The sequence below is a fragment of the Flavobacteriaceae bacterium HL-DH10 genome, from assembly GCA_031826515.1.
Classification (GTDB): Bacteria; Bacteroidota; Bacteroidia; order Flavobacteriales; family Flavobacteriaceae; genus Thalassobellus; species Thalassobellus suaedae.
Genome location: CP134536.1, coordinates 3183918 through 3205680, shown reverse-complemented (window position 1 = coordinate 3205680; position 21763 = coordinate 3183918). Strand labels below are relative to the sequence as shown.

The following is a 21763-nucleotide window of genomic DNA, read 5'->3' as shown; positions in this document are numbered from 1 at the left end:
CGATGCCTAAGAATTACGTACAAATAGACCCAAAGGATAACATTATCGTTGCCATAACCCCCTTGCCCAAAAACACTTTTATAGATGTTGCTGGCGAAACTTTTTCATTGCAAGGAGACATCAAGCAAAAACATAAATTCGCTCTATACGATTTTAACATAGGTGATGAAATTTTCATGTATGGCGTTTTAATAGGAAAGGCAGTACTTCCAATACAAAAAGGGACCGCTATTACCATTGAAAATGTAAAGCACGCTTCGGCGGAATTTAATGATTCTAAAGAAAAATTCATATGGACTGCACCCGATGCTTCAAATTTTGAAGGGCGTACATTCAGTGGCTATCACAGAGAAGATGGTAAAGTGGGAACAGCCAATTATTGGCTAGTGATACCTTTAACCTTTTGTGAAAACAGAAATATTGATGTTTTAGAAGGGGCACTTTCAGAAAAATTAGGATATGAGACCAAAAAAGATTTTGCTGTAGATACCGAAGCATTAATTAGACAATACAAATCTGGTGTAAGTTCTGAAGACATATTCAATACCCCAATTATTACAACAAAAGAAGAAATTTCTAAAAACAGAATATTCCCAAATGTAGATGGAATCAAATTTTTAAAACATGATGGTGGTTGTGGTGGTATTCGTCAAGATTCTGAGGTTTTAGTAAAACTATTGGCGGGTTATATTACAAACCCCAATGTTGCAGGTGCCACTGTATTTAGTTTAGGATGCCAAAATGCACAAATAGAAATGTTGCAAAATGCTATTGAAGCTATCGATCCAAACTGTAAAAAACCAGTTCATTATTTAGAACAACAGCGTAGTGAAAGTGAACGCAAACTTATTGAAGAGGCTGTTAAGCATACATTTTTAGGTTTAATTGAAGCTAACAAAATTGAGCGTAAACCAGCACCGCTAAGCAAACTCGTTTTAGGATTGGAATGTGGTGGATCGGATGGGTTTTCAGGTATTTCTGCAAATCCAGCTTTAGGCTATGCTTCAGATTTACTAGTTGCTCTAGGTGGCAGTCCAGTATTATCAGAGTTTCCAGAGTTAAATGGTGTAGAACAGGAAATTATTAATAGATGTGTGACCGATAAAGATTCCAAGAAATTTTACGGGTTAATGCGTGCATATTCTGCAGCCGCTGTGGCCGTTGGTTCTGGATTTGAAAACAACCCATCACCTGGAAATATAAAAGACGGATTAATTACCGACGCCATGAAATCAGCTGGAGCCGCAAAAAAAGGAGGCACCTCCCCTGTTGTTGCCGTTTTAGATTATACCGAACAAGTTACAAAACCAGGATTAAATTTATTATGCACTCCAGGAAATGATGTAGAATCGACTACAGGTTTGGTAGGTTCAGGTTGCAATGTAGTGGTTTTTACTACTGGTTTAGGAACACCAACAGGAAACCCGGTGGCACCCGTACTTAAAATGTCTAGTAATACCAATTTATTTGAACGTATGAACGACATTATTGATATCAATGCAGGAACAGTTATTACGGGTGAGGACACTATAGAATCAATGGGTGATAAAATCTTAGAGCACATAATAAAAGTGGCAAGTGGTGAAGTGCACTCAAAGGCCGTTTTACACGGTAACAACGATTTTATCCCTTGGAAACGAGGTGTTTCATTATAAATTAAATCATAACTACGAGGTTTATGCAACCTTGTAGAAATAAGTATAGACTAAATGAATACATTAAATAGAAAAACAACATCTGTTAATACATATACCGAAAGAATCATACAATTTGGAGAAGGAAACTTCTTAAGAGCATTTGCTAATTGGATGATTCATGAAATGAATAAAAAAGCCAATTTTGATGGTGGTGTTGTTGTCGTGCAACCCATAAATCAAGGATTAGTAAAAATGCTAAATGATCAAGACGGTTTATACACACTTTATCTTAACGGTATTAAAAATGGAAAAGCTATTAGTGAACATGAGATTATAGATTGTATTCAGAGAAGTATTAATCCGTATGAAAACTATAATGATTATTTAGCAAATGCTAAAAATCCAGATTTACGATTTGTTATTTCTAACACCACAGAAGCCGGAATTTCTTATAATGAAAAGGACACTTTAAATGATAAGCCTCAGTCTAGCTTTCCAGGTAAATTAACAGCTTTATTGTACCAAAGATTTCAAGCATTTAATGGTGCTTCAGATAAAGGCTTGATTATTATTCCTTGTGAATTAATTGATAGAAATGGAGATAACTTAAAACGCATTATACTTCAATATGCTTCTGAGTGGAAGCTTGGAAACGATTTTATTGAATGGATTAATGAAGATAATATTTTTTGTAACACACTGGTAGACAGAATTGTTCCTGGATATCCTAAAGACAAAATGGAGGCCATAACCAAAGAATTAGGTTATATAGACAATTTGGTTGTTGAAGGTGAACAGTTTCATCTTTGGGTTATTGAAGGCCCTGAATCCGTTAAAGAAGAATTTCCATCAGAACCCTGTAGATTGAATGTTGTGTTCACTAACAATATGGAACCATATAGAACTAGAAAAGTCCGAATCTTAAATGGTGCTCACACCACTTTAGTACCTGTTGGTTATTTATATGGAATAGATCGTGTTCGTGAATCATTGGAAGATAAAATCGTTGGTACATTTTTACAAGACGCATTGTTCAAAAATATTTGTCCAACATTGGATTTACCAGACGAGGAACTAAGTCAATTTTCTAATGATGTATTAGACCGATTTAGAAATCCATATTTGGAACATGAACTCATGAGTATTTCATTAAATTCCATATCTAAATACAAAACACGTGTATTGCCATCGGTTTTGGAATTCATCAAAAGAAAAAATGCATTGCCTTCACATTTGTTGTTTTCACTTGCGGCGTTAATTGCGTTTTATAAAGGTGATAGAAACGGAACTCCTATTACATTAAAAGACGATACCGCTGTTTTGGAGTTTTTTAATAATCAATGGAAAACCAATAATGTTTCAATCGTTGTAAAAGCCACCTTATCAAATATTGATTTCTGGGAAACAGACTTAACCGCAATTAGTGGTTTGGAAAACGAAGTCAATAAAAATTTAGAATCCATTATAAACAAGGGGATGACATCGGCATTGAAAACTTTTATGAACTAATATGATAATATATTCCCATCAGCACTTTTGGAATTATGAACCCGTAAAACACGCGTGGATTGACGATAGTATGTCGGTAATCAGACGTGATTTTACACCTTCTGATTTAAAAAAAGTGTATGATGAAAATGGAATTGAAGGCTGTGTGGCAGTTCAAGCAGACCAAACTTTAGCAGAAACAGAATTTCTTTTAAAACTGGCTGCTGGAAATGATATTATAAAAGGTATAGTCGGCTGGGTAGATTTAAGGTCTGAAAATATTGACGAGGCTTTAAAACATTATAGTCAATTTGAAAAAATAAAAGGATTCCGTCATGTTGTACAAGGTGAAGCGGATCACAATTTTTTATTAAGACCAAATTTTCTACGAGGTATTTCAGCTTTAGAAAAACATAATTTCACTTACGATATACTCATACTTCCACATCAATTAGGTGCCTCTTTAGAATTTGTAAAACAGTTTCCTAACCAGAAATTCGTAATCGATCACATAGCAAAACCGTATATAAAAGATGGTTTTTTTGATGGATGGGAAGTTCTAATAAATGAAATAGGAAAGCATGAAAATGTGTATTGCAAAATGTCTGGCATGATTACCGAAGCTGATTACAAGACATGGTCACCCTCACAAATTGAACCATATATGAATGCAGTTTTAAAGGTCTTTGGAACGAAAAGAGTAATGTATGGTTCCGACTGGCCAGTATGTTTGGTGGCTGGCAATTACAAACAAGTTAAAGATTTAGTAGCGCATTTTATAGCAAGTCTAAGTTCTACTGAACAAGCAAATATTATGGGCAATAATACTATAAAATTTTATAATTTATAATAATTTGATTATGAGCACAAAGCCAACTTATATTAAAGGAGATCATAAAAAAAGCAAATTCTTCAATAACCAAAGCCGTTTGGTTTGTGGCTGTTCTGGTTTGGGAGGTGTTTGGAGACCTATTGAAGAAAAAGATGCCGTTGTAACTTTAATGTATGCCCTAGAACATGGCGTAAGTGTATTTGATACTGCTCCATCCTATAATAGATCACAAGAATTTTTAGGAAAAGCATTGGAACAATGGTCTGGAAAAAAGCCTATTATAAGTACTAAAGTTGGTCGATTAAATGCGGACAAAGCTGATGAATTCATTATAGACTATTCGCCTAAAACCATGCGAAAAAGTGTTTACGAAAGCTTGCATGTTTTGGGTATAGATACCATCGATTTATTGTTTTTACATGAGCCACATTTAGTACCTGTTGAAAAAATGGACGAAATCATGGAGTGCTTGAATTCATTAAAAAAAGAAGGCCTTGTAAAAAGCTTAGGTATTGGTGGAAATCCTATAGATAGATTTTATCCCCATATGATTAAAGAAAATTTTGATGTGCTATCTGGGTTCTTAAAATTAGATGCCTGCAACTTAACTGGTTTTAATAAAGACATTCCTCAAATACAAAAAGAAAATATCGGGTATTATGCAGCTTCTGCTTTACATATGGGCTTATTAGGTAGACGTTTAGAGCAATACTCCAATGAACGTCCCAATAATGAATGGATTACCAATCTGGATGTTGATACAGCCTTAAAAATAAATGATATTGCTAAAGCAAATCACATACCGTTATCTAGATTGGCATTAAGGTATGTGTTTTCAATAGAAGAAGCAGATAGAGTCGTTGTTGGACCAACAACCAAGGATCAATTAATTGATTTATTAGATGCATGGGAAGAAGGCAAACTGCCAGAAGCTATATTTAATGACATTACAGACACCGTACTAAATTTAAGATAAAACCATTTAAAAAAAATGAATAAACATTTAAAAATCCCTATAGTTAGAAAAGAACTTTTACTTCCTTTCATAATCATTACTTCCTTATTCGCTTTATGGGGTATTGCAAACGATTTAACCAACCCTATGGTTTCAGCATTTAAAAAAGTAATGCCAGAGCTTTCAAATGTTCAAGCATCATTAGTACAATTTGCTTTCTATTTTGGGTACTTTTTCATGGCGTTACCCGCAGCATTGTTCATTAGAAAATATAGTTATAAATCTGGGATTCTATTAGGATTGTCTTTGTACGCTATTGGAGCATTTTTGTTTTTTCCAGCAGCAGCGAACCAAGAATTCAATTATTTTTTGATTTCATTATGGATTATTACTTGCGGTTTGGCATTTTTAGAAACCACTTCCAATCCTTTGATTTTATCCTTAGGCGACAAGGAAACGGCCACCCAACGTTTAAATTTAGCGCAAGCTTTTAACCCAATTGGTTCTTTAACTGGTATGATAATAGCTCAAGTTTTTATTATTGGCGCCTTACGTTCTGACGATTATACTACTGAAGCTTATAACGCCTTAAGTTCAGAAGAATTAGGAGCCATCAGAGAAAACGATTTAAGCATTATCAGTATTCCCTACATTGCTTTAGGTGTTTTAGTATTAATAATTATGTCTATTATAATTTTTACCAAGATTCCAAAAACTGCAGCAGAAGATAAAATGGGACTGTCAGAATCGTTCAAAAAATTGTTCTCTAACAAAAATTACAAACATGGTGTGATTGCTCAGGCTTTTTATGTTGGTGCTCAAATTATGTGTTGGACCTATATTTTTCAATATGTAGATAATTTGAATGCGACTTTTGGCTGGGAACTAACCGCTACATATTATAATGTTGCTGCAATGGTTTTGTTTCTTGTTGGTAGATGGATAGGAACCGCATTGATGAAATCAATAAACCCATCCAAAATATTAATGCTTTTTGGAATTGGTGGTGTTATTTGTAGTGTTGGCGCTATTCTTTTACCTGGAATGGCTGGTTTAATTTCTTTGGTTGGGATTTCAGTATTTATGTCTATTATGTTCCCAACCATTTATGGTATTGCACTTACAGATATGGGGGACGAAGCCAAAATTGGATCAGCAGGATTGGTTATGGCTATTGTAGGTGGGGCTTTAATGCCAGTACTTCAAGGTAGAATTTTGGATATGGGAGGTTCTGGTTTTGCAGATGTTGCCATTTTGGGGTTTATTCCTGAAGTAAAATTCTCATTTGTTCTTCCATTAATCTGTTTGGCAGTAGTTGCACATTACGGCTATGCTACTTATAAAACTTCAAAATAACAGAAATTATGAGTACAAAAAGACATTGTTTTTCATGCGACTTAAAAGACGATTCTAAATTAATAAAGGAATATAAAGCATACCACGCTGCTGGTAATGCATGGCCAGAAATAACCAAAAGCATTAAAGATGCAGGTATTGTGGACATGGAAATTTACCTTGTCGGCAATCGTATGTTTATGATTATGGAAGTTGATGAGACTTTTGATCCAGTCAAAAAAGCTAAAATGGATGCCAACAACCCAAAAGTGCAAGAATGGGAAAACCTCATGTGGAAATACCAACAAGAACTTCCCTGGGCTAAAAATGGCGAAAAATGGATGGCTTTAGAACAGGTTTTTAAATTAGAAAGATAAGCTTAAAAACAAATAACAGTAAACACAAAACAAGAATGAGTTTCAGGATAAAAACAGTACAACTTTTACTCGCTGCACTATTATCTACAGTTGTAAATAAAGTGTTTTCTCAAGAAAAACCAAACATTATTGTGATCCTAACCGACGATCAAGGTTGGGCCGATGTTGGTTTTAATGGGAGTACAGACATACCTACACAAAATCTAGACAGATTAGCTTCACAAGGTGTTGTGTTTTCAAACGGATATGTCACACATCCTTATTGCAGTCCATCAAGAGCAGGTCTTTTAACTGGTCGTTATCAAGCACGTTTTGGTCATGATTGTAATATGCCTTATAATGTAGAAAATGATACTACTGTCGGTACACCTCTATCAGAAAAAATGATTTCTGAAGCTTTAAAAGAGCAAGGTTATAGAACGAGTGCTATTGGAAAATGGCATGTTGGTGATCATCCAGATTTATACCCACCTGCTCAAGGTTTCGATCATTGGTTTGGTTTTCCTGGAGGCGGTATGAACTATTGGGGAAAAGCTAAAAATGATATTCAAACCATATACAGAAATGGTAAAGCTGTACCTGAAAATGAATTAAATTATTTAACTGATGATTTTACAGATGAAGCCATTAAGTTTATTTCTAAAAAAGAAGACAAACCCTTTTTTATGTATTTAGCCTATAATGCACCTCATGCGCCAGATCATGCTACTAAAGAATATTTAGAAAAAACAAAACATATAGAATACGCTGGTAGAAGTATATATGCTGCCATGGTAAATGCTGTTGATACTAATGTAGGTAGAATAGATTCAACTTTGGTAGCAAATAATATTAAAGACAACACTATTATTGTATTTTTAAGCGATAATGGCGGTAGAATTGAACATGCCGATAACAAACCATATAGAGGTCATAAAGGGATGTTATTTGAAGGCGGTATAAAAGTGCCGTTTTTCATGACTTGGCCAAAGAAAATTAAAGAAAATCAACATTATCAAAATATTGTATCATCTTTAGATTTATTTCCTACATTCTTAAATGCGGCTGGAGCTAAGGCCAAAAAAGAAAAACAACTAGATGGTGTAGATTTATTACCATACATTACAAACAAAGTAAAATCAGCACCACACGATGAACTTTTTTGGAGGTCTTCTGGAAATTTTGAATATGCAGTAAGAAAAGGGGACTACAAACTATACAAGAGTGCTTATAAAAACAAAACACTACTGTTTAATTTAAAAAAGGACAGTTTAGAACGTTATGATATTTCAGATGGCAATTCAAAAATCATAGCAAATCTAGAAGCGGCTTATAAAAAATGGGATGCTAAAAATATTGATCCTAACTGGTTTGATCCACATGCAAAAAATGTAATCAAAGAAGAAAAAAAGTGGGAACAGATTAGAAAAAAATCAACAAATTCAAACTAAAGCTAAATAATTATGATTAAAATCACTAAACCTACATTTTTAAAATGCTCTATTTTAATGATTACGTTTGCTTTATCGGTAAGTTGTAAAAATGAAAATAAACAAGAAGAACCTCAAAAAACCGACACCAAACCAAATATTGTTTTTATTTATTTAGATGATTTGGGCTATGGCGACATTAGTGCAAATGGTGCTACAGAAATTTCAACTCCTAACATCGATAAATTAGCCAATGGCGGTGTACGTTTTACAAACGGTTATGCAACTTCAGCAACCTGTACTCCTAGCCGTTTCGGGATTTTAACAGGTATTTATCCATGGAGAAATAAAGATGCTGCTATTTTACCAGGCACCGCGCCTCTAATTATTAGTACAGAACAAAAAACGGTTCCAAAAATGTTAAAGCAACAAGGGTATCAAACTGGTATTGTTGGTAAATGGCACCTAGGTTTAGGTAGAGGAAATGTAAATTGGAATGAACGCGTATCCCCTGGGCCAAATGAGGTTGGCTTTGAAGAATCGTATATTATGGCTGCAACTCAAGATAGAGTGCCAACAGTTTACATAAGAAACGGTCATGTAGATGGCTTAGATCCTAACGATCCCATTGAAATTAGTTACAAAACAAATTTTGAAGGCCAACCTACAGGGAAAGATAATCCAGAACTTTTAACTATGAAATGGCACCACGGTCATAATAACAGTATTGTAAATGGAATACCTAGAATTGGATACATGAAAGGTGGCGAAGCTGCAAAATGGAACGATGTAGACATGGCGGACCACTTTTTAAAAGAAGCACAAACCTATGTGAAGAAACATAAGGAAAACCCATTCTTTTTATACTATGCCTTACAACAACCACATGTACCACGTACACCACACCCTCGTTTTGTTGGAAAATCTGGAATGGGGCCACGTGGCGATGTTATTTTAGAGGCCGATTGGGTTATTGGTGAATTCATTAAAACTCTTAATGAAGAAGGTATTTTAGAAAATACTTTGATTGTTTTATCTAGTGATAATGGCCCAGTATTAAATGATGGATATTATGATGATGCTGTAGAAAAATTAGGTAACCATACACCTTCGGGAGGTTTACGTGGTGGTAAATATAGTTTGTTTGATGCAGGTACACATGTGCCTTTTATTACATATTGGAAAGGAACCATAGAGCCAACTGTTTCTAATGCTATAGTATGCCAGTTAGACTTATTTAGCTCTTTGGCTCATTTAACAGGTAGTACTGCAAAAACTAATGATAGTGAACAACTATTAAATGCCTTTTTAGGAAAATCAAACCAAGGCAGAAAAAATTTAATTCTGGAAACTGGTCAAAAAACAGCATTGCGCAGTGGAGACTGGGTATTAATTCCGCCTTACGAAGGAAAGCCAATTAATAAGCAAGTAAATATTGAATTAGGAATTTCTAGTGAATATCAACTCTATAATTTAAAGGAAGATAGAGCTCAGAAAAATGATTTAGCAAATACTAATAAAGAAAAATTAGCTGAATTAACTGCAACTTACCATAAATTAAGAGGTAAATCGGAGGTTAAAATTAAAGAACTCGAGTTGAAATAAACTGAAAAATAGTATTAATAAGAAAGGCTTTGGATGAAAATTCAAAGCCTTTTTTCATTTTAGACCATATGTTCTATCATTCTATCCATATCTAATTACCGTAGGAGGTAAGAATAAATATTTTTGGTATGGATAAATTTTATACAACAAAAAATGAAAATCAAATTCTTAATTATCGGACTTCTAATTGGTCATCTTAATTTTGCCCAGAGTAATAATTTACCAAAAGGTTTTGAGGCTGGAAATAGGACAAAAACAAACCTAAATTTAGGATGGAAATTCCATTTAGGAGATCTTAAAGCGAAACCAACAAGCATAAACTTTGATGATAGCAATTGGGAAGATGTTTCTGTACCACACAACCCACAATTAGTTTCTTATGAGCTGGATAGTATTAAAGAAACTTGGGTACAAGAAAACTACTTAAGAGATATTAGTTGGTATAGAAAAAAGCTGAAGATTGAAGCTGATACTTCTCAAAAAATATTTTTAGAGTTTGAAGCCGTACATAACGCAACAGAGTTATGGGTTAATGGAGAAAAAGTGGGTAATTACGCTGTAAATGGCTACACTCCTTTTCATTTTGATATTACCAATTTTGTAAAATTCGGACAAGAAAACACCATTGCTGTAAAAGCAGATAACACATATAACCAATCTATTGCTCCCGATCCTCATAGAACAGATTATGTAAAATTTGGTGGGCTCTACAGAGATGTTTATTTAGTAACCACTAATAAACTTCATGTCAATTTCAATTGGGAAAATTTTGATGCTGGCGTGCACATTACAACACCTACTGTAAACAAAAACAACGGTACAGTTACTATTAAAACCACTGTGAAAAATGAAAATTCAACAGATAAAAACAGTAAGATAGTAACCAATATTATTAATAAAGATGGTTTTGTAATTAAGAAGCTCATTTCAGAAGTTGCTATTGCTGCAAACTCATCATATACATTTAGGCAATCTGCAACCGTTGAAGAAGATTATCATTTATGGTCTCCAGACACGCCCTATCTATATCGAGTAAATTCGGTGATTTATGATGACGAAACACCTGTTGATTTTGTGGAAAACAAATTTGGTTTCAGAAAATTTTCTTTAGAAAAAGGAAAGGGTTTTGTATTGAATGGCGAACCTCTTTTTTTGGTTGGTGCCAATCGCCATCAAAGTTATCCTAATATTGGAGATGCGGTACCAAATTCCTTTCATTATAATGAAGCTTTGCAATACAAAAAAGCAGGCATGAACATTATAAGGTTATCACATTATACACAAGATGATGCTTTTATTAATGCTTGTGATGAAGTGGGAATTTTTATTTATGAAGAACCTTCTACTTGGATTGAATGGGGAGATGACACTTGGTTTGAAAACTTAGAAAAAGCAACCAGAACCATGATTCGTAATCATAGAAATCATCCGGCAATTATTGTTTGGGGAGCAGGAATTAATCACAGAGGTCCAGTTCCTAGAATGCAAACTGTTGCCAAAGAAGAAGACCCTTTCAGATTAACGGCCTCTGCTTCTGCCCCATGGGATGGACCAAAAAACGAAGGAATTACAGATGTGCATGCCACTATGGATTATCGAAGAACAGAATTTCCAGAGAGTGCCTTTACTATGGTTATGGAACATGGTAGTTCTCCAAATTCAGAAGTGAATCAATTTCACATTTCAAGATATAAAGGCAACAAAAATAATTTTGCAGCCATTACTTGGTTAGGGGCAGATTATAATCATTTACAACCAGATATTGTTGACGATCAATGGTCCAGAGATTTCATGACCACTTACGGCGTTCTGTCCCCATACAGAGTACCTAAGCCCGTTTATTATTGGTATCAATCAGAATTAGTAAAAAAACCAATAGTGCATATCGCAGATGAAACAGCTTCTAAGGAGGGAAAAGTTAGAGTATTTAGTAATTGTCAAGAAGTAGAATTATATCAAGACGGAAAACTAATTGCAAGACAATTACCAGATAATGATATTACTAAAGCCAATTTAAATCATCCTTCATTTACTTTTAAACACCATTGGAAAAGTGGCATATTAAAAGCTATTGGATATTCTAACGGCGAAAAAGTAACAGAATTTACAAGGCAAAAAGAGGGGAAACCACATCATATAAAAGTTGTATATAATATTAATGACAAACCGTTTTATGCTGGAGGATCGGATATTAGATTGGTATACGCCTCTATTTTAGATGAAAATGGTGAAGTGGTTACTAACACTAAAAATGAAATTACGTTTTCGGTTTCTGGCGTTGGTGAAATAATTGATAATGGCAAAATTTACGCCAATCCTGCTCTAGTTTACAATGGTGTTGCCGCTATTTATGTAAAAGGAACCAATCAAACAGGAACAATAACCATAAATGCGAAGGCAAAAGGCTTAAAATCTGGAAATGCCACAATAAATACGGTAAGCTTTAATACCAACGAAATTGCGAACCATGCCAAACCAATTTACGATTATCCTATAGATCGTGTAGATATTGGTGGAGACAAACAATTGGTACAATTTGAATGGCAAGAATGGACAGGAAATTCTAACAGCGATTTAAAATACAAACTAAAAGAAACAAATGCACAAGTTGAAATATACACTAACAAAAAAATAAATTGGTTAGGAAATGGGACAAGTATGGTTGGTGATTTAAGTTTTGTAGGCACAGATGGTGTTTATATAGAAAATGGAGAATTATCTTTAAAATTAACAAACTTAAAAATGGGGAAATATGCTATAGAAACCTTTCATCATGCAAGAAAGTTGGATATAACATTAACAAATGAAATAGAAGTTACCGTTGAAGATGCTGATGGTCGTTTTACAAGAATCGCTGACGACCATATTGTAAATTACTATAATAATGATAGTAGTGGTGAACGTAAACCCATTTCAATTAAATCAACCTTTAACTCAGATGGTACTAATGCGATTGTATTAAAATTTAAAAGTATTAATCCAAAAGGTTCTTTTTGGCTAAATGGTTTAACATTAAAACAAATAAAATAATGAAATTTAATAAAATATTAATTGCTGCCATATTGTTTACATCAGCATTAAGTGCACAAAATTATAATGTAGAAGTTTCGTATGTTACATTAAAAAAAGGAGAAGCTTCTCCAATTAAAAAATACGAAACAAAAATTGACGCTAACATTGAAGTACATCAAAATGATTTTATTGTTTTAGTTCCTGAGGTGGAATTCCAAACTATTGAGGGCATTGGAGGTGCTTTTAATGAAAATGGCGGTGAAGCTTTATTTAGCTTACCTAAAACAAAACAACGCGAAGTTTTAAAAAATTTATTTAACACCAATAATGCAAATCTTGTTTTTAATAGAACGCCTATTGGAGCTAGTGACTTTTCTTTAGATGCATACAGTTATAGCATGGTACCTGAAGATTATGACATGAAGTATTTCTCCATTGAAAGAGATAAAAAACATTTATTGCCTTTTATAAAAGAAGCTTTAAAGGAAAATAATTCAATGATACTACAAGCATCTCCATGGAGTCCACCTGCATGGATGAAATATAGTAATGCCATGGATAAAAACAATTTAGATAAAGAAAAAAGTAGGTTAATAGAATCACCAGAAATTTATGAGGCATATACTAACTATTTGATAAAATACATTAAAGCTTATAAAAATGAAGGAGTAGAAATAGATCGCTTTTGTATACAAAATGAACCAGATACCTATGCCCCATTTCCAGGTTGTAATATGACCATGGAACAATTGCAAGATTTAAGTGTCAACTACGTAATTCCGGCATTTAAAAATGAAGACTTAGACACGGGTATTTGGGCCGGAACGTTTAGAACTATTAACAGAGGAGATCATTATAAACTATTAAACTCCAAAACCTTTGAAAATTTTGACGGTATAGGTTTTCAATATGCCAAAGAGGCTTTTATTAGGGAAGTCTCATTACTGGCGCCTAATATGAAAATCATGAATACGGAAACAAAGTGTTATAATGGTGATAATTCTACCGAACAAGCCAAAGAAAGATTGTCTGAAATTGCCAACTATATAAATGCAGGCAGCACCAATTATTGCTATTGGAATTTAATTTTAAATGAAACATCAAATAGCGCTTGGGGATGGAAACAAAATTCGTTAATGGTTATTAATCGCCAAAATGGAGCTATTCAATATACACCAGATTACAATGCTATGTATTTAGCAAGTAATTCCGTAGTTAAAGGCGATAAAAGAATTGCTCACATTTCAAAACATAGAATTGTGACAACTAAAAATAGAAATAATGAGATTAAAGTATTAATTCAAAACAATAAATCAACAAATCAGTTTGTAAAGTTAATAATTGGTGAAGAGGAAATAAATGTAGAATTACCTGAAGATGCATTGTGTAGTTTAAAGCTAAAAATAACTAAATAAATACTCTATCAAATAATTTATAAAACATTTTTTAACTAGAATATTACTAAAAAACCAATTATGAAAAAATTTAATTTTTTGCCATTAATAGTATTGACTCTATTTTTTTCGTGTAGTGATAACGATAATAATTCTGAAATGGTTTTACCAGATGAGGAAAATGTAAATGAGGCAAATGTAAATGAAGAAGTATGCACCATAACAAATAAAGATGGACTACTTATTATAGAAGCAGAAGGTTTTGAGTTAAAAGGAAATTGGAGAATTGTAGAAGATGACAAAGCATCAAATGGAAAGTATATAGAATACTTTGGCGCAAACCAGTACCAAACTCAAAATTTAGCTAATGAAATCACGGTTAAGTTTAAAGTTACCGCTTCAGGAAATTACCGTGTTAGATGGTACATGAGGCAACCAGAAACAGTAGAAGATGACAAATCTAACGATGTTTGGATTTATTTCCCCGAAGATGTTGGGTCGGCTTGGATAAACAATGAAGTTTATTTTTTAAAACATTATGAAAAGTTTGTTAGTAGAGGAAAAATAGATTTTACTTATGGGGGGCAGCTAGATATGCACGATCCTAAGTCAAGTTCTTGGATGACTGCAAGATTTCCTGAAGCAGGAGAGTATACTTTAAAAATATGTGGAAGATCGCAGCATTTTCAATTAGACAAACTTGTTTTATCATCTGGCATAACAGATAACGAGGCAAAAGAACAATCCGAAGCCAAAACCGAAACAATTGCTTGCGAATAAGCGTAATAAGCCCTACTAAATAAGTATTCAAATGAGAATAAACACAATTAAATTAATTATAGGTTTTCTATTTTTAGCACCTAACTTTTCCTCAGCCCAAGCTTTAGATTATAACAACAATAGAATTGCCTGTAGCGCCGATGGGAATGCACAACCAGATTTGGACTACACTGGTAGATGGAATTATGCAGATCCAGATGATTGGGGTGCTACACCCGCCACCCTAGCTATATTAGCAAAATTGAAACTTCAGGATAAATTAGTCCATTATTCTTATAACAATTTTATGCCATCGCCTCCGCACACAACCGTTAGAAATTATATGAAAGAAGGTGTTGATGGCTCTATAACAAGAAGGGGTTTTAATAAAGACCTTTTCTTTGATGTAGGAACTCATAAAAGCGAAGCCATTAAACATTTTAAAAATGAATTAGTAAAATCTACTGAGGAAGACCCCTTGTATTTTATAAACATGGGACCATCAGAATTTCTTTATCAGGCTGTTAAGTTGGTAATAAATGAAGGCAATGGAGAAGCATTATCTCATGTATATATTGTATCGCACAGTAATTATAACGATAATCATTTGAGGAGACCAAATCACCATACTATAGATCAGGTTATTGAACTTAGTGGGAAACGTTTAAAGTTTAAAAGAATAAAAGACCAAAACAACAAAAACAATCCTAATGAAGGCTGGAGTTCTAATCATGATTGGAGTGTTTGGGATTGGCTAAAAAATCATAAAAATCCGGATATAGCTTGGATCTGGAAATGCATGAAAAAACACAAAGAAAAAAGAGCAGACATATCTGATGCGGGAATGGTTTATTACTTGCTTACTGGTGATGAAGATGGAAATCCTTCTAAATTTCAAACTTTTTTAGGAAATAAAATCTAATTATACCTTTAAAAGGTTGTTAGCTGTGCTAAAGCAAACCCAAATTGAAATAATTTTTTCATAAAAGGTTCCCCATACTTTCAGCTAGCGAGAAAGCTAATATAAATTAAGAAATTGTAGATGGAAGTATTACAAGAAACTCAAATAGCGATATTGTAAATTATTGTTACAAAGATATTCGTAATAGTACTGAAAGCGATCCAATCTTAACCAAAATCAACATTAAAATTGGATGTTAAAAATACTTTTACTCTTAATTTTAAAAGTATCAATGAAAAAGGAATATTTTAATCAAAAGCTGGAAAGACTAAGTTATCAGCCAATTTTATAGATAGTAAAAACAAAACTAATTCAGCTTATTACGTTTACATTAAAAAATTATAAATCGAGTTATTTACCATCAATGCTTTTTTAAATTTTTAATTAATATAAAAGCCTAATATGTATTTTCCATAAAAGATGTTTTCTTCAATTAAGAAATAAATGACAAAGGAATTATTAATAAAAAATATTACTAAAAACACAAATTTCTCCAAAACAGAAATAGATCGATTCTGCAAACCATTTTATCCAAAATCAATTAAAAAAAAGAATTTCTATTAACTCAAGGTGAAATATGTAAGGTCGAAGGATTTGTATTGGAAGGTTGTTTTAGAATTTTTACTATAGATAAAAAAGGGAATGAAAACACTTTGTATTTTGCTGCTAAAGATTGGTGGCTTATGGATATAGATAGTTTTATGAACCAAATACCTTCTAATTTAAACATTCAAGCTTTAGAGGATAGTACGGTATTATTAATCGACAAACAAGATAAAATGGCATTATATAATACGATGCCAAAGGTTGAAAAACTTTTCAGAATTATGTCTCAAAAGGCTTTGGTTTCATGGCAAAAGCGCTTAATAAATAACCATTCCTTTACGGCTAAAGAGAGATATAGCCATTTTATTGAAAAGTACCCAGGTATCGTATCAAAACTAACAGATAAACAAATAGCAGGTTATCTCGGTATTCGACACGAATTTTTAAGTAAAATAAAAAAACAGTTTCAAATTGAATAATTTTTTCAGAGTTGAACTTGTTCAACTGTTTTATCAAACGAGTTTACCATTTTTGTAGTTAAAAATAAAAATAATGAACTCATTAAAACATTTTAAAATTTGTGCTTTTGCACTTTTACTAACATTACTATCAAATACAGTACATGCCCAAATATCAAATGATATTTCACATGAAGAAGCTTTAAAAGTGCTGTTAACTGCAAAAAAAGAAGCCGAAAAATTAGGTGTCTTAGAAAATATAGCTGTCATAGATGCCTGTGCAAACTTAAAAGCTTTTATTCGTATGGACGGTTCTTTTTTAGGTAGTATAGACATCGCTATAAAAAAGGCAAAAACAGCACGCTACTTCAATATGGCAACAGGTGATTTAGGAAAGATAAGCCAACCAGGAGGAATAGTTTATAATATTGAACTTTCTAATGGAGGCCTAATAACATTCCCTGGAGGAGTACCTATAAAAGACGAAAACGGAACCATTATTGGAGCTATTGGTGTTAGTGGTGGTACTATAGAAGAAGATCATGATATTGCGACTGTTGGAGCAAATGCCATTTTACAATAATTTAAAAAACCAAAAACATGAATTTTATAAAAAACATACTTCTTCTTGGCCTTTTAGTTTTATCACAAATAAGCTTCTCGCAGATTTCTGATGATGTCATGCTTTACAGAAAAGATTTCAAAAGTATATCAGGAAAAAATACAGTTTCTGTAACAAGTTATGAAAAAAATGGATCACATTATATATTTGCTGGAGGTGTTGGGAATATAGATGTGTACAGTTTAGATAAAGAAGGTATACTTACCCCTTTAAGCAATCATGAACTTTACATGAAAAAGGGACCTGCCAGAGGTATGGCTGCAGATAATATTAATGGTACAGATTTTCTTTTTGTGGCTAACAAACACGGTAATGTTATTGAAACGTTTAAAATTTTAAACAGCGGCTCTTTAGAACGTGTTGCATTAGTTGAAGACACCGATGAAACACATTTAGGGACCGCTATCACATTACAGGTAGTCCACATGAAAAAAGCATCATACCTTTTTATTGGTGGTTTAGAGGAAACTCCCGGATTAAGTTGTTTTAAAATACAAAACGATGGAAAACTAACCCATGTGCAGTCTATGAAAGACGACGAAACTATTCATACAGATGGTATTATAGGCATGTTTGCGCATAACATTAAAGGAAAAACCTATTTATACACAGGCGGTTTTCAAGATAATGGTATAAGTAGTTTTAGAGTTTATGAAAATGGTACGTTTAAAAACATTAATAACATAAGTGATAACACTACAGATAGGTATTTAACTGGTACATACCCAGTAACAGGAGTAACTTTAGGAGATAATAAATTTGTAATTGTAGGACATAGACATCACAAATATTATAAGCGAGGTGGTTTTATAAAAAAAACAGACTTCGTGTATCATGGTGATGGTGTTAGTGTTTTTAAAGTGAATAAAAAGGGGGCTTTGGTTCCTCATTTTGTTCTAATAGATGATGAAACCACAAAACTACAAGGACAGACAAGAATTGAAATTGTCTCAACAAATAATACTGAAGCTATTCTAGCTGTTGGTACAAGAGACGATGCTAGCATTCAATTATTAAAGTTAAATAAAGAAGGCATCCTTACTCCTATTAATTATTTAGAAACTGGATTTTCAATCTACTATGGTTTAAAGTCTCATAAAATCGAAGATAACAATTTCTTAATTGCTGGTTCGTTCAGGTTCGATTTAGGTAAAATAGCCAGTTATAAAATAGCTCCAAAAATTAATAGAGAAGGCAAAGTTTTAAGACATATAGTAAACTTAAAATATAAAGAAGATGCCACCAAAGCACAAATTGATACGGCTGTTAAAGCATTTTTAGATTTAAAAATTGAAATTCCTGAAATAGCTAATATAGAATGGGGAGTAAATGATAGTACCGAAGGTGCTAGCAAAGGTTTTACACACACTTTTACAATAACGTTTAATAATGAGCACCACAGAGAAATTTACCTCTTTCATAAAGCGCATTTAGAATTAGTTAATAAAGTAGGCCCCATTATAGGCGATGTTTTTGTAATGGACTATTGGACAAAAAACAATTAATATTCTTAAATAAATGGAAAATTTAAAAAACAAAAATGCCATAATAACCGGAGGTGGAAGAGGTTTAGGAAAAGCTACGGCAATTGCTTTTGCTAAACAAGGCATTAATGTAGCCATTACTGGGAGAGCGGAAAGCGTTTTAAAAGAAACTGTTTCTGAAATTGAGGAACTTGGAGTTAAAGCAACATATGCCGTTTTTAATGTTAGTAATTATGAAGACGTAAAAATTAATATTAAACATATTATTAGCAATTTAGGCGGTGTCGATATTTTAGTGAATAACGCAGGTATTGCTGCTATTGGTTCTTTCAATGAAATGCCTGTTGAGCAATGGAGCGAAATTATTCAAACCAACGTTATGGGCATGTATTATGTCACCAAAGAAGTTTTACCGCACTTAATAAATAAAAATGAAGGCGATATTATTAATGTGTCTTCTACGGCAGGATTAAATGGAAACCCAAACATATCAGCTTATTGCGCATCAAAGTTTGCTGTTATTGGCATGTCTGAATCACTAATGAAAGAAGTTCGTAAAAACAATATTCGCGTAAACACTTTAACACCAAGCACTATAGAAACGGATATGACTGTTGAATTACGAATGCTAAATAAAGGTTCTGAAAATATACTACAACCAGAAGATTTTGCCGAATTAATAGTTGCTGGTTTAAAACTACCTAGACGGGCCATGCTTAAAAGTGCCGCGCTATGGTCTACAAATCCATAACATGGATATAACCAAGACTTATAGATTGATTTTCGAAATAACAATAAAATATTTAGTACGTAACAAATGAAAAAAATAACCCTAATATTTCTAATATTCTCAGGAATTTTACAAGCTCAGCAAAAGCCAAATATCATTTTCATTTTAACCGATGATCAATCTTACGATTTATTAGGATGCACAGGAAACCCCATAGTGCAAACACCTAATATCGATAAATTAGCCAATAACGGAACTTTATTTACCAATGCTCACGTTACTAGCGCTATTTGTACGCCAAGTAGAATATCCATTCTATTAAGTCAATATGAACGTAAACACGGTGTTAATTTTAATTCAGGAACAAGTGTTTCAGATACGGCCTGGAAAAATTCGTACCCAGTAGTTATGCGCAATAATGGCTATTATACAGGTTGGATTGGAAAAAACCACGCACCAATTGGTAAAGGCGGTTATAACAGTGGACTTATGGAAAAAAGTTTCGATTATTGGTATGCAGGTCATGGCCATTTAGGATTTTATCCAAAAGATAATCATGACATTTTTAACGATGCTATTGCGTTTACACAACCCGAAATTATAAATGAAGGTGTAGATGAATTTTTAGATTTAAATGCTCGAAAACTAAAAGGTGCTTTGCATTTTTTAGAAGAAAGACCATCGGATAAACCTTTTATGCTATCCATTAATTTAAATTTACCTCATGGTGCCAGTACGCGCACCATGAAGCAAAAAGATTCTGATGATACTATCTATAAAACGTTATATAGAGATTTAGAAATTCCTTTACACAAAAATTATATCGCAAAAGCAGATATAAAAACACCCAAACTGCCTAAAGATCTTTTACACGCCGAAGACAGACAAGCAATCTATAATTATGTAGATACTCCTAAAGAGCTTAAAGAGCGTTACATTCGAGAATTACAAGCCATGACGGGTATTGACAGATTGGTTGGTAACCTTACGGAAAAACTAAAAGCGTTAAAACTAGACAAAAACACAATCATTATTTTCACTTCAGATCATGGTTTATTTGGCGGGCAACAAGGCTTAGGTGGTAAAGCTTTGTGTTATGAACAAGCAACGCACGTACCTATTATTATTTTCAATCCAAACACACCTAAGAAAAATAGAGGTAAAAAAAGTGAAGCGCTAGTTCAAACCATTGATATTGCACCGACAATGTTAGAGATGGCAGGCATTAAAAAACCTGATAGTTTTCAAGGAAAAGATATATCCAACTTGGCAAATGACGATAAAAAAGAAGTTAGAGACTATGTGTTTACTGAAAATTTATGGTCTACACATTTTGGAAACCCACGTTGCGAATCTGTTCAAAATAAAGAATGGAAATACATCAGATATTATAAAAACAATAATTTCTCGGCTACCAAAGAAATTAAATATGCCAAGGAATTAGGGATTCCTATAAACGAGATGCTTTACAATATGCATGACCCAGACATTGCTGTTTATCGTGATTATATTGAAGCGCCTTTAAATAATGAACAACCTGTTTATGAAGAATTATATCATTTAAAAAATGATCCTGCAGAGCTTCATAATTTAGTAAATAACCAAGAGTATACCGAGGTTTTAAAAACACTAAGAGCTCAATGGAAAATTGAATTAACACAAGCTAGAGGGACTGGAAAAGCTGAGGTTTTTAGATACACAAATGATTTATATCCGAAAGGGAGTCATTAAATAATTGTACTGAATTGATTAATGGTTCAAGTAATTTTTTCTAAACTTTCAAGGAGAGCACATTGTTTACCAACAGCATCTTCAACATAAGTAAGTTCATGTTGAAGATGATAATATTATCTGTATTAAAATTATTCCTTAAAATAGTAATAGTGCCTCCTTTAGTTTGCAATTCTTTTGTTTTCTGCGCTTTTTTTTTATCCATAAAAACACCTGAATTGCTACCTAGTAAAATATCTAAATCACTATCGTTGTCAATATCTCTCGCTTTTATAAGCATATGTAAAGGGGTGCCTTGATTTATCAATTGGTCAAGATTTGGTGTTTTAATTTTATTGTTACCAAGTGCATGAATATCAGAATAGGTCATGTCATCAACAAAAACAAAAAATAATATCAGGAATTTGCACATTATCCTTTTGAAACTT

At 33.0% G+C, this 21763-nt stretch carries 18 protein-coding genes; 17 read left to right on the top strand and 1 reads right to left on the bottom strand.

Features of this window, described 5'->3' with window-relative positions; genetic code table 11:
- Positions 1 to 2 precede the first annotated feature (2 nt).
- From RHP49_13580 to RHP49_13500, 17 genes are all read left to right on the top strand, one after another.
- A complete protein-coding gene (locus RHP49_13580) occupies positions 3 to 1655 on the top strand; it encodes an altronate dehydratase family protein (GenBank protein ID WNH11925.1) in 1653 nt (550 codons plus the stop codon).
- Positions 1656 to 1709: 54 nt separating this feature from the next.
- Positions 1710 to 3146 (top strand): tagaturonate reductase, encoded by a 1437-nt coding sequence (locus RHP49_13575; protein WNH11924.1) that lies wholly within the window; start codon positions 1710 to 1712, stop codon positions 3144 to 3146.
- A 1-nt stretch (position 3147) separates the two neighbouring features.
- Positions 3148 to 3975, top strand: coding sequence for an amidohydrolase family protein (locus RHP49_13570; GenBank protein WNH11923.1), 828 nt, complete (start codon positions 3148 to 3150; stop codon positions 3973 to 3975).
- 10 nt (positions 3976 to 3985) lie between these two features.
- On the top strand, positions 3986 to 4933 hold the full coding sequence (locus RHP49_13565; GenBank protein ID WNH11922.1) for an aldo/keto reductase: 948 nt from the start codon (positions 3986 to 3988) through the stop codon (positions 4931 to 4933).
- Positions 4934 to 4948: 15 nt separating this feature from the next.
- Positions 4949 to 6268 (top strand): L-fucose:H+ symporter permease, encoded by a 1320-nt coding sequence (gene fucP / locus RHP49_13560; protein WNH11921.1) that lies wholly within the window; start codon positions 4949 to 4951, stop codon positions 6266 to 6268.
- 8 nt (positions 6269 to 6276) lie between these two features.
- A complete protein-coding gene (locus RHP49_13555; GenBank protein WNH11920.1) occupies positions 6277 to 6624 on the top strand; it encodes an L-rhamnose mutarotase in 348 nt (115 codons plus the stop codon).
- A 35-nt stretch (positions 6625 to 6659) separates the two neighbouring features.
- Positions 6660 to 8054, top strand: coding sequence for a sulfatase-like hydrolase/transferase (locus RHP49_13550; protein ID WNH11919.1), 1395 nt, complete (start codon positions 6660 to 6662; stop codon positions 8052 to 8054).
- 12 nt (positions 8055 to 8066) lie between these two features.
- Entirely contained in the window at positions 8067 to 9638 is a 1572-nt protein-coding gene (locus RHP49_13545; protein ID WNH11918.1) for an arylsulfatase, read from the top strand.
- A gap of 153 nt (positions 9639 to 9791) precedes the next feature.
- Positions 9792 to 12668 carry a glycoside hydrolase family 2 TIM barrel-domain containing protein gene (locus tag RHP49_13540; protein ID WNH11917.1) on the top strand — a complete coding sequence of 959 codons (2877 nt, stop codon included), beginning with the start codon at positions 9792 to 9794 and terminating at the stop codon, positions 12666 to 12668.
- Entirely contained in the window at positions 12668 to 14065 is a 1398-nt protein-coding gene (locus RHP49_13535) for a hypothetical protein (GenBank protein ID WNH11916.1), read from the top strand. Before RHP49_13540 ends, RHP49_13535 begins: the two co-directional genes overlap by 1 nt.
- A gap of 60 nt (positions 14066 to 14125) precedes the next feature.
- Positions 14126 to 14824 (top strand): hypothetical protein, encoded by a 699-nt coding sequence (locus RHP49_13530; GenBank protein WNH11915.1) that lies wholly within the window; start codon positions 14126 to 14128, stop codon positions 14822 to 14824.
- Between the two features lie 31 nt (positions 14825 to 14855).
- Positions 14856 to 15725: a hypothetical protein gene (locus tag RHP49_13525; GenBank protein ID WNH11914.1), complete on the top strand. Its 870-nt coding sequence runs from the start codon at positions 14856 to 14858 to the stop codon at positions 15723 to 15725.
- A gap of 638 nt (positions 15726 to 16363) precedes the next feature.
- A complete protein-coding gene (locus RHP49_13520) occupies positions 16364 to 16789 on the top strand; it encodes a Crp/Fnr family transcriptional regulator (GenBank protein WNH11913.1) in 426 nt (141 codons plus the stop codon).
- A 73-nt stretch (positions 16790 to 16862) separates the two neighbouring features.
- Positions 16863 to 17351: a heme-binding protein gene (locus RHP49_13515; protein WNH11912.1), complete on the top strand. Its 489-nt coding sequence runs from the start codon at positions 16863 to 16865 to the stop codon at positions 17349 to 17351.
- Between the two features lie 17 nt (positions 17352 to 17368).
- A complete protein-coding gene (locus tag RHP49_13510) occupies positions 17369 to 18895 on the top strand; it encodes a Dabb family protein (protein ID WNH11911.1) in 1527 nt (508 codons plus the stop codon).
- A 13-nt stretch (positions 18896 to 18908) separates the two neighbouring features.
- Positions 18909 to 19625 carry a 3-ketoacyl-ACP reductase gene (locus RHP49_13505; protein WNH11910.1) on the top strand — a complete coding sequence of 239 codons (717 nt, stop codon included), beginning with the start codon at positions 18909 to 18911 and terminating at the stop codon, positions 19623 to 19625.
- A gap of 66 nt (positions 19626 to 19691) precedes the next feature.
- Entirely contained in the window at positions 19692 to 21335 is a 1644-nt protein-coding gene (locus RHP49_13500) for a sulfatase-like hydrolase/transferase (protein ID WNH11909.1), read from the top strand.
- Positions 21336 to 21375: 40 nt separating this feature from the next.
- On the opposite strand, the gene RHP49_13495 is transcribed toward RHP49_13500, so the two are convergent.
- The gene (locus RHP49_13495; protein ID WNH11908.1) at positions 21376 to 21747 is read right to left on the bottom strand and encodes a hypothetical protein; all 372 of its coding nucleotides are present in this window, start codon (positions 21745 to 21747) and stop codon (positions 21376 to 21378) included.
- Between the last annotated feature and the right edge of the window lie 16 nt (positions 21748 to 21763).